The 13,816-nt window shown below is 62.7% G+C and carries 12 protein-coding genes; 6 read left to right on the top strand and 6 right to left on the bottom strand.

The features are described 5' to 3' along the window. Positions 1-296: 296 nt before the first annotated feature. The 4 genes from dnaK to QYQ98_RS04970 all read left to right on the top strand — a co-directional run bounded on the left by dnaK (position 297) and on the right by QYQ98_RS04970 (position 4,818). Positions 297-2,147: a molecular chaperone DnaK gene (gene dnaK, locus QYQ98_RS04985; RefSeq protein WP_302007652.1), complete on the top strand. Its 1,851-nt coding sequence runs from the start codon at positions 297-299 to the stop codon at positions 2,145-2,147. Positions 2,148-2,159: 12 nt separating this feature from the next. Continuing rightward, on the top strand, positions 2,160-2,870 hold the full coding sequence (grpE, locus tag QYQ98_RS04980; protein WP_302007651.1) for a nucleotide exchange factor GrpE: 711 nt from the start codon (positions 2,160-2,162) through the stop codon (positions 2,868-2,870). 293 nt (positions 2,871-3,163) lie between these two features. Continuing rightward, entirely contained in the window at positions 3,164-4,390 is a 1,227-nt protein-coding gene (gene dnaJ, locus QYQ98_RS04975) for a molecular chaperone DnaJ (protein ID WP_302007650.1), read from the top strand. A gap of 17 nt (positions 4,391-4,407) precedes the next feature. Continuing rightward, positions 4,408-4,818 carry a helix-turn-helix transcriptional regulator gene (locus tag QYQ98_RS04970; RefSeq protein ID WP_302007649.1) on the top strand — a complete coding sequence of 137 codons (411 nt, stop codon included), beginning with the start codon at positions 4,408-4,410 and terminating at the stop codon, positions 4,816-4,818. Positions 4,819-4,931: 113 nt separating this feature from the next. Here QYQ98_RS04970 and QYQ98_RS04965 read toward each other — a convergent pair whose 3' ends face one another. From QYQ98_RS04965 to QYQ98_RS04950, 4 genes are all read right to left on the bottom strand, one after another. Beyond that, complete coding sequence (locus QYQ98_RS04965; RefSeq protein ID WP_302007648.1) at positions 4,932-5,726, bottom strand: TIGR04086 family membrane protein; 795 nt, start codon at positions 5,724-5,726, stop codon at positions 4,932-4,934. A gap of 358 nt (positions 5,727-6,084) precedes the next feature. Next, the gene (locus tag QYQ98_RS04960; RefSeq protein WP_302007647.1) at positions 6,085-7,836 is read right to left on the bottom strand and encodes a pyruvate dehydrogenase; all 1,752 of its coding nucleotides are present in this window, start codon (positions 7,834-7,836) and stop codon (positions 6,085-6,087) included. Positions 7,837-8,114: 278 nt separating this feature from the next. After that, positions 8,115-9,293, bottom strand: a complete 1,179-nt coding sequence (locus tag QYQ98_RS04955) for an alpha/beta hydrolase (protein WP_302007646.1) — start codon at positions 9,291-9,293, stop codon at positions 8,115-8,117. Continuing rightward, positions 9,293-9,547 (bottom strand): hypothetical protein, encoded by a 255-nt coding sequence (locus QYQ98_RS04950; protein ID WP_302007645.1) that lies wholly within the window; start codon positions 9,545-9,547, stop codon positions 9,293-9,295. Before QYQ98_RS04950 ends, QYQ98_RS04955 begins: the two co-directional genes overlap by 1 nt. A 92-nt stretch (positions 9,548-9,639) precedes the next feature. Here QYQ98_RS04950 and QYQ98_RS04945 point away from each other — a divergent pair, with 92 nt between their 5' ends. Then, positions 9,640-10,419, top strand: a complete 780-nt coding sequence (locus tag QYQ98_RS04945; protein WP_302007644.1) for a nitrilase-related carbon-nitrogen hydrolase — start codon at positions 9,640-9,642, stop codon at positions 10,417-10,419. Here QYQ98_RS04945 and QYQ98_RS04940 read toward each other — a convergent pair. After that, positions 10,416-11,246, bottom strand: a complete 831-nt coding sequence (locus QYQ98_RS04940; protein ID WP_302007643.1) for a hypothetical protein — start codon at positions 11,244-11,246, stop codon at positions 10,416-10,418. The two genes, QYQ98_RS04945 and QYQ98_RS04940, sit on opposite strands and share 4 nt — an antisense overlap. Before the next feature lie 72 nt (positions 11,247-11,318). Between QYQ98_RS04940 and QYQ98_RS04935 the strand changes: the two genes are divergently transcribed. After that, complete coding sequence (locus QYQ98_RS04935) at positions 11,319-12,698, top strand: sodium/glutamate symporter (RefSeq protein WP_302007642.1); 1,380 nt, start codon at positions 11,319-11,321, stop codon at positions 12,696-12,698. Here the strand turns inward: QYQ98_RS04935 and QYQ98_RS04930 are convergent. Next, positions 12,695-13,237, bottom strand: coding sequence for a YafY family protein (locus tag QYQ98_RS04930; RefSeq protein WP_302007640.1), 543 nt, complete (start codon positions 13,235-13,237; stop codon positions 12,695-12,697). The two genes, QYQ98_RS04935 and QYQ98_RS04930, sit on opposite strands and share 4 nt — an antisense overlap. Positions 13,238-13,816 lie beyond the last annotated feature (579 nt).

Below are 13,816 nucleotides of genomic sequence, written 5' to 3'. Positions count from 1 at the left end.
GCCGTTATGTGCGGCTGGGCGCGTGCCGGGTTGACGGTGGGCCGGGTTCGTGGGGTGGCTCCCGCATTAATTGACATGCGGAAATGGATAAGGTTGAGCGGATAGGGAACAACTTTGGGTACTGGGTAGTTATAGGGATTGAGTGAGTCGCACTCAATTTTGTGACGTTGTGTCGCCCCGCGGTGGTACAGTTGCTGCCAGAAGTTGAGTGCACGGCAGTCAACCTGCCGCACGGGCTCGACTCGGACAGACGAAAACACTAGATAAACCGAATTTTTCAGGAGGACATTCACACTATGGGACGCGCAGTAGGCATCGACCTCGGCACCACTAACTCTGTTGTTTCCGTGCTCGAGGGTGGAGAGCCGGTAGTTATCGCGAACGCGGAGGGCGCACGTACCACTCCGTCCGTCGTGGCCTTTGCCAAGAACGGCGAAATCCTCGTCGGCCAGTCCGCGAAGAACCAGGCGGTGACCAACGTCGACCGCACCATTCGCTCCGTCAAGCGCCACATGGGCGAGAACGACTGGACCGTCGACATCGACGACAAGAAGTACACACCGCAGGAGATCTCCGCGCGCACGCTGATGAAGCTGAAGCGCGACGCTGAGGCGTACCTCGGCGACGAGGTCACCGACGCAGTCATTACTGTTCCGGCGTACTTTGAGGACGCGCAGCGCCAGGCCACCAAGGAGGCCGGCCAGATTGCAGGGCTGAACGTCCTGCGCATCGTCAACGAGCCGACGGCGGCTGCACTCGCATACGGTCTGGAGAAGGCCGACAAGGAGCAGACCATCCTCGTCTTCGACTTGGGTGGCGGCACCTTCGACGTGTCCCTGCTGGAGATCGGCGACGGTGTCGTCGAGGTGCTGGCTACCGCCGGCGACAACGAGCTGGGCGGTGACGACTGGGATCAGCGCATTGTCGACTGGCTGGTGGAGAAGTTCCAGTCCCAGCACGGCATCGACCTGACCAAGGACAAGATGGCGCTCCAGCGTCTGCGCGAGTCCGCGGAGAAGGCCAAGATCGAGCTGTCTTCCGCACAGCAGGCTTCCATCAACCTGCCGTACATCACGGTCGACTCCGACAAGAACCCGCTGTTTTTGGACGAGAGCCTGTCCCGCACGGAGTTCCAGCGCATCACCTCCGACCTGCTGGACCGCACCAAGGAGCCGTTCAACCAGGTGATCAAGGATGCCGGCATGTCTGTCGGCGACATCGACCAGGTCGTGCTCGTCGGTGGTTCCACCCGTATGCCGGCCGTTTCCGACCTGGTGAAGGAGCTCACCGGCAAGGACCCGAACAAGTCCGTGAACCCGGACGAGGTCGTTGCACTCGGTGCGGCTCTGCAGGCTGGCGTGCTGCGCGGCGACGTGAAGGACGTGCTGCTGCTCGATGTCACCCCGCTGTCCCTGGGTATTGAGACCAAGGGTGGAGTGATGACCAAGCTCATCGAGCGCAACACCACCATTCCGACGAAGCGCTCCGAGACCTTCACCACGGCCGAGGACAACCAGCCGTCCGTGCAGATCCAGGTCTTCCAGGGCGAGCGCGAGATGGCGTCCGCGAACAAGCTGCTCGGCTCCTTCGAGCTCGGCGGCATCGCACCGGCGCCGCGCGGTGTCCCGCAGATCGAGGTCACCTTCGACATCGACGCCAACGGCATCGTGCACGTGACCGCGAAGGATAAGGGCACCGGCAAGGAGAACACAATCAAGATCCAGGAGGGCTCCGGCCTCTCCCAGGAGGAGATCGACCGCATGGTCAAGGATGCCGAGGCTCACGCCGACGAGGACAAGGCCCGCCGCGAGGAGCAGGAGACCCGGAACAACGCGGAGTCCATGGCTTACCAGACCCGCAAGTTCCTGGACGAGAACTCCGACAAGGTCTCCGAGGACATCAAGACTAAGGTGACCGCTGCTGCCGACGAGGTCGACGAGGCGTTGGAGGGCGAAGACCTGGATGCCATCAAGGCCGCCGTCGAGAAGCTGACCAACGAGTCCCAGGAGATGGGCAAGGCCATCTACGAGGCAGAGGCGAACGCGGGCGCTACGCAGGCGGACGCAACGGCTGAGGCTGACGACAACGTCGTTGACGCCGAGGTCGTCGAAGAGGACGAGAACTCCAACAACTCCGACGAGAAGTAAGGAGCTGTACCCATGACCAACCCGAACGAGCAGATGCCGGACAATCCGGGCGCACCCGAGTCCACGGACGAGGAGTACATCAGCCCGGACCAGACCGAGACCTTGGCCCAGGAGGCTGCGGAGTCTGAGGCGTTGGCCGAGGATGATGTGGACCCTCTCTCGGATTCCGAGGTGCTCGACGCTGAGCTTGCCGACGCGTTGAATGACGCAGAGTGCGAGGTCAATCCCGACGCCGACGGTGACGGGGTGGTCTCCGAAGCAGAGCTCCAGCTCGCCGAGCGCACGGAAGACCTCCAGCGTGTCTCCGCCGAGTACGCGAATTACCGCCGCCGCACGGAGCGCGAGCGCAGCCAGATCGCCAGCGACGCGAAAGCGAAGGTGATCACGGAGCTGCTTCCGCTTATCGACGACTTGGAGCTCGCCCGCCAGCACGGCGACCTTGCCGATGGACCGCTGAAAGCGTTCTCCGACAACCTTCAGGCGGTCCTGCAGCGCCAGAACACCCAGGCCTTCGGCGCGGAGGGAGACCCCTTCGACCCGGAGATCCACGAGGCGGTCCAGGACCTGTCGCAGGGTGATTCCAAGGTCATCGGTACGGTCCTGCGCAAGGGCTACCGCGTCGGCGACCGGCTCATCCGCAACGCGATGGTGATCATCGCGGACCCGGACGAAGACGCGGGATCTGCGGAGGCTTCCGCAGGATCCCAGGAGTCCGCTGAGTAAAACTCAGTAAGACCTGCAGCCGCGGCCGGGGGAAAGGGATGCCGACTAGTTCGTCGACGATTCCCGTGCCCCGGCCGCTTTTTAATACCCCGATCTCTTTTAGACAACTGAACAAAGACGAACCGAGGCTTCACTGTCGGGGCATTCACCGCAAAGCTGGCGTGGTGAAACTGGCAGTGAGGACTGGCAGTGAAATTGGTAGTGAAACTGGCGCGACTAGCGCAGAACAAAAACTATTTAGCAGCAACAATCCGACAGACTTAGAGCAGAATAGGACAGGAAGGAGGACGCACATGGCTATGCAGCAAGAATGGGCGAACAAGGACTATTACGGCGACTTGGGCCTGACGTCGCAAGCAAGCACGGCGGAGATCAAGAAGGCCTACCGCAAGTTGGCCCGCGAGAATCACCCGGATTCCAACCCGGGCGATAAGCAGGCGGAGGAGCGTTTCAAGCGTGTGGCTGAGGCGTACGACGTGCTCGGCGACGAAACCAAACGCAAGGAATACGATGAATTCAAGTCGATGATGAACTCCGGAGGCTTCATGCGCTTCGGGGGGAGAGGAGGTTCCGGGTTTCCGGGCGGGTTTCGCACCTCGACGGACGCGTCGGACTTCGGCGCAGGCGGATTCGACGACTTCGACTTCGGACAATCGTTTGGACAAGGCGGAGGATTTTCTGCGGAAGGCGGTCTTGGTGACATCTTCGGTGGCCTCTTTAACCGCGGCGGCGGCACTAGCAGGAGTGCTCGGCCGACGCGGGGGGCCGACGTCGAAACGCACATAACGCTCGACTTCCGCGAGGCAGTCAAGGGAACGACAATCCCGGTCGAGCTGACCGGCGAAGCACCGTGCACTGATTGCCACGGCTCGGGCTCCGCGACCGGCAAGACCACGACGTGCCCGGACTGCGGCGGCTCCGGTTTCATCAGCGAGCAAAAGGGCGCGTTCGGGATGTCCCGGCCGTGCACCCGCTGCAGCGGAACCGGCCAGATCATCGAAGACCCGTGCCAAACGTGCTCGGGTTCGGGAACGGTACGCCGGACCCGTTCGATCACAGTGCGGATTCCCGCCGGCGTGATTGACGGGCAGAAGGTGCGCCTGGCAGGCCAAGGCGAGGCGGGCCCGAACGGAACCCCCGCGGGCGACCTGTTCGTCAACGTCACGGTGAAACCCGACACGGTGTTCACCCGCAACGGCGACGATCTCGCAGTCACGGTGCCGGTCAGCTTCACGGAGCTCGCCCTCGGTAGCGCCGTGACCGTTCCGACCCTGGACAACCCGGTGAAGGTCAAGGTCCCTGCGGGCACCCCGAACGGCCGAACTCTGCGCGTGAAGGGCCGCGGTGTACCGCGCAAATCCGGCACTGCCGGGGACCTCATGGTCACCGTCGAGGTGCAAGTTCCGAAGAACCTCGATGCAGCAGCGTCCAGTGCGCTGCGCGCTTACGCCCAAGCCGAAAAGGATTCCAGCTTCAACCCGCGCGCCGGGTGGGCCGGTTCACCGGCGGGGAATGATTGAGGGAGGTGAGCTTGCAGATGAATAAGAAAGACGATTCAGCGGACAAAGTGGAAGCTGTCGACGAGTACTACGTCATCTCCGTGGCCGCCGAACTGACCGGCATGCACGCTCAAACCCTGCGCACATACGACCGCATGGGGCTGGTCAGCCCGATGCGCACCTCTGGTGGCGGGCGTCGCTATTCGCGGCGCGACATCTCCCGCCTGCGCACGATCCAGCGCCTGTCGAAGGAAGACGGCGTGAATCTAGCCGGAATCAAGACGATCATTGACCTCACAGAGCGTATCGACGACCTCGAGGACGAGAACGCCCGCCTCCGCGAGCGAATCTCCCGTGCACCGCGCCGGGGCGGTGAACTGGTGCATGTGCCTCGCTCGACAGCAGTGGTCGCGTGGTCGCGCTCGACCCGGAAGAACCGTACTAACTGATGCTGTTCTAAAACGCGCAAACCGGCCCCCGCCACCTTCGGATCAGGTGGCGGGGGCCGGTTGTCATGTACCCGGTGAGTGGGATTCAGCCCGCAGGGGGGAGTGAATCTCTCTTACTTGCGAGTCACAACAGCAGCTTCGTTGCGGTTGATCACAGAGCGCGCTCCGGCAGCACCGGCAGCAGATGCCAGCACTGCACCGATGAGCAGACCAGCGAAGGTCCACCAGCCGCCCTCGGCAGCTTCCGGTGCGACATCGTTGTAGGTCTCGCGTGCCTGGTCCGCTGCGTCATTAGCCATGGATTCGGCCTCATTACGAGTGTTGTCGATGTCCTGCTGGGAGACGTTGTCAGCGGCATCCTGCGCAGCATCGGAAGCGTCGCGGGCATCATCGGAGGTCACGTTGGCAGCCTGACCGGCGGTCTGGGCGACACTGTCAGCAACATTGCCGAAGGCGCCGAAAACGCCGCCGAGTGCGGACGCGCCAACCCAGCCAGCGAGAACCAAGGCCGCGATGAGCGACGTAGCCCAGGTGGCGAAGCCGTGGAACAAGCCAGCGCGCACGCCAAGAGCGCCAGCGACGTACCCTGCAGCGAGGAATGCCACGATGAGACCGATGACGGTGAAGATCCCGGTCGCGGTGCCGGAGGAACCCTGGAGGCCCATCGCGCCTGCACCGATGGCAAGCAGGATGGAAATGGCCAAGAACGTGACAACACCGGCGAAGATGGCTCCCCAGGAGACGTTGCCCTGGGAGACGTTGGTGGAGGAGGTCCCGATCATGGATTCCTGCGCGGAGTGGTCGTCAGAAGCTGCCCGAGTGTCCACATCCACTGCGTGGGACTGGGATACCGGGGCGATGCGGCCCGTCTGTGCGCCACGTTCGCGGTCGGTGTTCGGAGTGGTCATAAAAGAGATGTCCTTTCAGAAGACAATAAGTAGTGAGCTGTTTTCATAAGCGAGCCCACTTTAAAGGCCAAGATTTTTGGCCAACCTGACCGACAGTACGCACTCCGAACGCAGATGTGGTCACGGCAACATAACGCTTTGGGTTAATGCCAGTAACGCTCCAGGAAACTTTCCTGGGCTGGAATCGGCAGAGCTCCGATTTCCCGGCGGGGATCTAGATGACATTCCAGCCTTTGACCGAGCAGAAAAGCCCAGGCCAGATTCCAGCTGTGTCATCTAGATCCACCAGATCCTCTGGCCCCACTAGATCCGCTGGATCCACTGTTTCGTCGGACCACTCTAGCCCGCGCTGGTGGAACTAGAACTCGATCGCGGCCGCACCGCGGATATTGCGGAGGTTGGCGCGTGCGAGCTCAACCATGTTGCCGATGCCGCCGTCGAGAACGGTCTTGACCGCGGACTCCGAGAAGCCCTTGATCATCGCCCAGTCGAAGTTCGGCGGCAGGGACAGCGCGTCCGGGTCGGTGACAATGTCGACCAGCACCGGGCCGTCGTGTGCAAGTGCCTTCTTGAGGGTCTTTTCCAGATCCTGCGGCTTCTCCACACGGAACGACTTGATGCCAACGGCCTCGGCGATCGCCGCGTAGTTCACGCCGTCGTGCGTGGTCTGGAACTCCTTCAGTCCGGCGACCATCATTTCCAGCTTGACCATGCCCAAGGTGGAGTTGTTGAACACCATCATCTTGACCGGAAGATCGTGCTGCTTCACCGTGATCAGCTCAGATAGCAGCATGGACACGCCGCCGTCGCCGGAGAAGGTGATAACCTGACGGTCGCGGTCGGCGGCCTGCGCACCGATTGCCTGCGGGACTGCATTTGCCATCGTGCCGTGGCGGAAGGATGCCAGCTCGTCTTTCTTGCCGTTCGGCGTGATGTAGCGGGCGGCCCAGACATTGCACATGCCGGTGTCGACGGTGAAGAGGGCGTCGTCGTCGGCAAGTTCGTCGATCAGGTTCGCGGCGTACTCCGGGTGGATCGGGGTGGCCTTGTCCTTCTTGCCGTAGTTGTCGATCACGGCTTCGAGCAGGTGCGCGTGCTCCTTGAGCATCTTGTCGAGGAACGAACGGTCCTTCTTCTCATCGATGTGCGGGAGAATGTTCTCGATCACACTCTTGACATCGCCCACGACCGGGAACTGGACCTTGGTGCGGCGGCCGATGTTCTCGGCCTTCACATCCACTTGGGCGACGTTGTTCGTCGGCAACCACTCGTTGTACGGGAAGTCCGTGCCCAGCAAGATGAGCAAATCCGCCTCGTGGGAGGCATCGTAGCACGCGCCGTAACCGAGCAGGCCGTTCATGCCCACATCGAAGGGGTTGTCGTACTGGATGTGCATCTTGCCGCCGAAAGAGTGGCCGATCGGGGACTTGATCTTCTCCGCCAGCTGGAGGACTTCCTCGCGGGCGTTCTTCACGCCTACACCGCAGAACAACGTGACGGTGTCGGCCTCGTTAATAGCCTGGACCAGGCGTGCGGCCTCAGCCGGATCCGGGAAGACACGCTTGTCGTCACCGCGCGCGATCGTGGATTCCAGCAGCGGCATATCGGCGGCATCTTGGCTCGCGATGTCGCCCGGCATGACGAAGACGGAAACACCGTTGCCTGCCATCGTCGACTGGATCGCGTGGTGCAGGATGCGTGCGCCCTGCGTCGCAGAGTTAGCCATCTCGCAGTAGCCGGAGCACTCCTGGAAGATCTTCTCCGGGTGCGTTTCCTGGAAGAATTTCGAGCCGATTTCTTGGCTCGGGATGTGGGAGGCGATGGCGAGAACCTTGCCGCCGTTGCGGTGCGCATCATAAAGCCCCTGGATCAGGTGGGTGTTGCCCGGGCCGCACGATGCGGCGCAAACTGCCAACTCACCGGTTACAGAGGACTCGGCACCCGCGGCGAATGCGGCTGCTTCCTCGTTGCGGACGTGGATCCACTCGATCGAGCTTTCCGCAACCGCGTCGGAGACCGGGTTCAACGAGTCGCCGACGATTCCGTAAATGCGCTTGACGCCGTTTTTCTCTAGCGTCTCCACAATCTGGTGCGCAAAATCTTTAGCCATTCTTCCTCCGTTTAGGCATTCACTCTGGCACGTGTTCGTGCCTTTTCAAGCGTCTATTCATGCGTTTTGATTTACGGGACTCGAGTGTACGCTTATTTCCCCTTCTGATTCGTTCCGTCCAGCGTGCCACGTCGCGCTGCTGCCCGGCCGCATTCGGCGATCGGTAACAATCAAACGGTAACTTTCATCGATTTGTCCCCACTATGCCCTGCACAACCTACATTATTGGAGTGGGTTACCGTTGAATCATTACCGTTCGCACGCCGGAAGGCGGGCGGCTACCGCCCCTGTGCGGCGTCGGCCAATGCTCGCAGCATCGCCTCGTCTCTGAAATAGTCGGTGTGGCCCCCGCGGATGCCGGGCACGCTCTCCGCGCCGAATCGTCCAGCTCCCGGGTCGTGGCCGTGCAGGGAGGCCAGCGGCGCGCGCAGTAACCGGATGGGGTCGCCCGGGGAATCAGCGGCGGTGATCTTGGGGGTCTCGCTGAATAGGGTCAACTCACTGGCGTGGGACGCGCTGACACCGGGGGAGCCGACCAAAAAGAGCTGGTCGGCGAAGAGCCCGTGCTTCTCGGCGGCGCGGGCGGCAACGACGGAGCCGTAGGAATGGCCGACTACGACTTTCTGCGCCTCGGGGAAGCGTTCATCGAGGGCCATCTGGAACGCTGCCAGGTCGTCCGCCCCCGCGGCAGCGGAGTGGCGCCCCATGCCGGCGGGGACATTCGGGGGAGGGGAGTACCCCTGCCACACGACCGCAGCGCCGCCGGTGGCCGCCGCGACAGATCGGGCCTCCTTGATAGCCACGGGCAATTTGTCGGGGTGGCCGGAGCCCACACCGGAGACCATGGTGGTCACGGACTGGGGAGGGATCGGTTCACCTGAGGCATCCAATTCCGCGCCGACCATGATGGTGTAGCCGTCGGGTCCGCCTTCGAGCACGACGCCGCCGGAAGTATCCACGATCTCCCGCACCGATGCCGGCGCGGACGCCAGCCGGTCAGCACTGATCTGTGCCAGCGGCTCCTCAGCATGGAAGACGAGGCGGTCCAGATTCTGCTCGTGGGCCAGGCGGCAGGCATCAGCCACGGCCGCGGCGCAGGCCTGATCCAGCGTGTGCTCCATCATGGACAAACTGGCCAGCACCGCCTGGTGCACGAGCCGCATTCCGGGCGCCATCATTGCCGCTGTCACTGCCTCTTTCGCGGCATCGAGGACCACCTGAGCGGCGCTGGCCTCCTCAAGGATGTCCGCCAGCTCTTCCATGGTGTCAGCTGGCACGCCCAAAGCGCGCCCGAGGCTCGCCAGCATGTCCAGACCGGAGTCGGCGGAGTGGCCGGCGAGTCCGGCATCGGAGATGGCGGTGCGGGCGTGTGCGGTGTCGTCGATACGCGAGCGGACGGTGGTTGATGCCCGCCTCAAGGATGCTGCGCTCGCGGTCAATTCTGTTGCTACCAGCATTATTTCCCCCTGAAGGCGTGGGCGTGGTCGGCGTCGACTCCGCGGACGGCTGAGGCGAAAGCGGCTAAGTCTTCGGCGTGGTCGCGCACGCGCCGAGTGCGGGCATCCACACCGTCAGCGAGCGTTGCGTGGGCGCGGGTGAGCGCAGCGGCGGTAAGGCTCGGGGTAGCTAAGTCGGTGAAGCTGGGGGCGTCCCAGTCGGGCAGGTGAGGTAGGTCGGACATCGGTGCTTGAACGAAATGTGTTGTGTTCATGGCGTCAACACAACGGCACCCGGCGGTACCCGACAACTGCGATCCTGCGAACCTGTGGAATTTGAAAAATCATCCACATAGCCTTGGTTCCCATGCGTATTGGACTCGTGCAATTCACCGCCGGCGGGCGCGTCGCCGACAACCTCGCCGCGCTGTCCGAACGGATCCGCGACGCCGCGCACAAAGGTGCGACGCTGATCGTGTGTCCGGAGGCGTCGTCGCAGGCGTTTGAGTCGGGCCCGCTCAACGAGCAAGCGGAGGACCTCGATGGGGCATTTGCGGGCGGTCTGCGGTCGCTCGCGGAGGAGCTCGGCGTCACCATCGTCGCCGGCATGTTCCGCCCCGCAGGCAACGGCCGCGTGTTCAACACCGCGCTGATCACCGGGCCTGGCCTGCACAAAGGTTACGACAAGATCCACACCTTCGACACCGCGAGCTACCGCGAGTCCGACACCGTCGAGCCCGGCACTGAGCTGCGCACCTTCGAACACGAGGGTGCGACGGTGGGTGCGGCCATCTGCTTCGACATCCGTTTCCCGGACCAGTTCCAACAGCTCGCGCGCCGGGGTGTCCAGATCGTCGTTGTGCCCACGAGCTGGGCGGGCGGCGCAAACAAGGTCGAGGAATGGATCACTCTTTCGCGTGCCCGCGCGCTCGACGCAGGGGCGTTCATCATCGCCCCGGATCAGGCGAATCCGGCTGGTTCCACGGGAGCCGAAAATATTTCTGATCCCCTTGGCGTGGGCCATTCCATCGCTGTTGCGCCCGACGGGACGGTGCTCGCACTCGGCGGTTTCGATGAAGAGGTCATCGTCGTCGACATTGACCCCGACGAGGCCAGCCGCCGCCAGGCAGCCGTCCCAATTCTCTAGACCTGACGCACAGTCAGCCACTCCACGGCGCCCGCCAACGCGACCAGCGCAGGTTCAGGCGTGTCGACAGCAAGCTCAATCCGCTTATCGACGCCACCCTGCTCCCCGATCACCCCGAACTCCCCGAACACCGCTGCCCGCACCCCTGCTAGCCGGCCGCCCGTGGCATCCACGGTGCCGTAGTCCGGGAGCACGAGCTGCTGGCCCCGCGCACTCCCGCACGTCCAATACTCGCCGATCTCCGGCCAGCGCCACCAGTCGGGGACGTAGAACACCAGCTGTCCGAATGGGTTGGACGGCAGCGCGGGGGTTAGCTCGCGCCATTCGCCTTTCTCACCGTAAGGGCCCGGGACCAGCACTGGCAGTGACTGCCCGGGGAGGTAGTCCACGGCCATCGGCGCCTCGAGGTGGACGGCGAGCTTTCCGGCACCGGTTGGGCTGCCGGGGGTATCAGAGGTCGCGTCGCCGCCTCCGAACGGCACCACCGCCGTGACCTGCGCTGCAGTGGCCGCCGGGAGCCCCCGTAGGTCCGCGTCGCGTGCGACATCCGCCATCGCGTACAGGCCCTGTGCCATCTCCCCCCACACCGCTTCGATGTCGCCGGGGCGGTCCCACAGTGCGCGCAGCAACCCCTCGCCCAGCGGATACACCAGCTCCTCGTAGTGTTCCGGGGGCAGTCCCAGCCGGCGACGGTCTAGGGCGGTGGCGGAGTTGAGGGCGGGGCTGAGTAAGGCGCGGACAAGCGGGCCCGCTTCTTCCGTCCTTTCTGAAAGCTGAATTTCCAGCTCTTCGCGCTCACTGGCGGTCAAACTCACAACCTCATCCATGCTTCAAAGGGTAATGTGTCGCGGCCGCACGCTAAGCTAACCGCGAACGGTCCCCAGCGAAAGGTTCGACTCGTGGAATTCACGCCCTACGACATGCTTGTCGACGTCGGTTGGATCTCCGTCCTCCTCATCATCGGCAACATCCTCCGCCAGCGTGTTCGGGTGCTGCAACAGCTCCTGCTGCCTGCGCCGATCACGGCGGGGCTGCTCGGCCTCATCCTCGGGCCCGAGCTGCTGAATATCGCGCAGTTCTCCGACAAGGTGGGCACGTACACGTCGATCCTCATTGCCGTCGTCTTCGCCTCCATGGCGTACTCCATGGACCTCGGCGGATCGGTGGCCAAGGGCGCCCGCAACATGTGGGCCTTTTCCACCACCATGTTCATGTTCCAGTGGGGCCTGTTTGTGCTGGCCGGGATCTACCTGTTCAAGCCGATGTTCGGCACGGAAGACTGGTTCGGCATGATGCTGCCCGTGGGCTTCGTCGGTGGTTTCGGTACCGCGGCCGCTGTGGGCTCCGCCCTGGAAGACACCGCCGGCGCCGTCGCCGCCTCCTCCCTTGGCTTCACATCTGCGACCGTGGGCACCCTCGTGGCCATCATCGGCGGCGTGATCGTGGCCAACTGGGGTATTCGCACGGGCAAAGCCACCGAGCTGCAAGGTGACCTGCCCAAGGAGCTGCGCTCCGGCTACATCGAGAACGAGGCTGAGCGCCCCTCCATCGGTAAAGCGACCACCAACCCGTCCTCGATCGAGCCGCTCGCCCTCCACGGGGGCTTCATCATCTTCACCGTGCTGGTCGCCTATGAGCTGAACAGTCTCATCTCCTCCACCTGGGAGAATGTGTCCATCCCGCTGTTCGCTCTGTCCTTTGTCATCGGCTTCATCGGCCGTGGGCTGCTGCGGCTGTTCAAGAAGCCGAACTACCTGGACAAGGACACTGTTTCCGCCATTTCCGGTGCCGCTACCGACTACATGATCGCCTTCGGCATTGCCTCGATCGTCCCTGCGGCACTGGCCGCGTACTGGCAGGCGCTCATCCTGCTGTTCGTCCTGGGCATCGTCTTCTGCCTCTTCTACCTGCTCGTGATGTCGCCGCTCTACTTCGGTGAACAGTGGATTGAGCGCGGCATCTTCGGCTGGGGCTGGGCCACCGCCGCCGTGGCAACCGGTATCGCCCTGCTCAAGATGGTCGATCCGAAGCTCAAATCCGGCACGCTCAACGAGTACGGTGTCGCCTACGTCGGCTTCGGCCCCTTCGAAATCGGCATGACCATCCTCGCCCCGATCGCGGTCCTCGCGTCCTTCACCGGCGGCTTCGGCTGGATCTCCACCGCGATCGCGGCTGGTATCCTCGTGCTCAGTTTCGCCCTGAAGTGGGTGCCCGCGAAGAAATACGCATCCACCCACTCCGCCACACGTGCCGCTGGTGGTTCCTCCAAAATCAGTTAATTTTCCGCCCCTTTCGCTCTCTGCTCACGGTCGTAGGCGCTCCACATTCTCATGGTGTCGTAGAACCGGAGTCTGCCTGCCGCCTCACAACTTTGCGCCAGGGCCAGTGGCAAGAACTGCTTGATGCGCTGAGAAAGCGCTCCCGCTCGTACAACCAGTTCATCACCGGGGTATCCGACCGAACTCAGGGCGAGAATCAGCACCTCAAGTTCGTCATCCGTGAAGCTCAGCGGCGGCATGATGTCACCCCGCCCCATCGCATAACGGCCTGATGCTCCCGGCCTGGACTCGATCAAGAACCCCAGATCCCGCAGATAGGCAATGTATCTCCGCAGAGTCCGCCTATCCACGCCGACCTTCTCCGCCAGTTCCCGCCCTTCCAGCACCATTCCCGTCTGCAATAACCTCAACAATTCTGCGCCGCGCAGGAATGCCGGAATTTTTTCCCGGCGTTGATATTTTTCGGTCTTGTTGATCACTTCTTCGAGCGGATGCGGCGAGTCAGATACCGGTACCGGTGAATCGAATGGATCAAACATTTCAGGCTCCTCCCCTCATCCACTTCGTTCTCCCTGTTTTCGTGCCGGCCACGATCCCCCTTGAAATACTGTCGGCTGACACCGCTGAAACTGACTGTATGAAATAAATCGGTGCCTCGAGCACTACGATTGCTCACTTCAGTGGACACAGATGGCATGCAAAGACCGAAAAGGTCGCTTGGTCCGCCCTTCGTCACCGCAATCTTCACAGTCATCTCAATCTCCTCCGCTACCTCAATTCCCTCCGTCACTTCAATCCCCTCCGCCACTTCAATTACGACTGTTCTGGATGTGGAAGGTTTGCTGATTTCCATCGAGGACACAGGTGTCCTCGATGGGCGTTGAAGGGGGGTGACCTGGGTGTTCTTGTTAGGCGAACTAGGACAGCTGATGCAGGGCTGTTTTCTTCACCCTCATACGCTGTCTGGGAGGGGATTCCGGTTCCGTGCGCGTGAATGACTAATGGATGCGCCCGGAAGATCGCGGCAGGGAAGCTATCTCCCGTTGCAACCGCTGTCCTCATTGACAATGAGCGTTCCCGCAGGACAATAGCCTGAAACCGCCGTTGCGGACATTCGT

Origin of the sequence: Corynebacterium sp. P3-F1 (genome assembly GCF_030503635.1) — a bacterium.
Taxonomy (GTDB): Bacteria; Actinomycetota; Actinomycetes; order Mycobacteriales; family Mycobacteriaceae; genus Corynebacterium.
The sequence above is the reverse complement of the archived record's forward strand: the minus strand, read 5'-3'. Positions and strand labels throughout refer to the sequence as shown.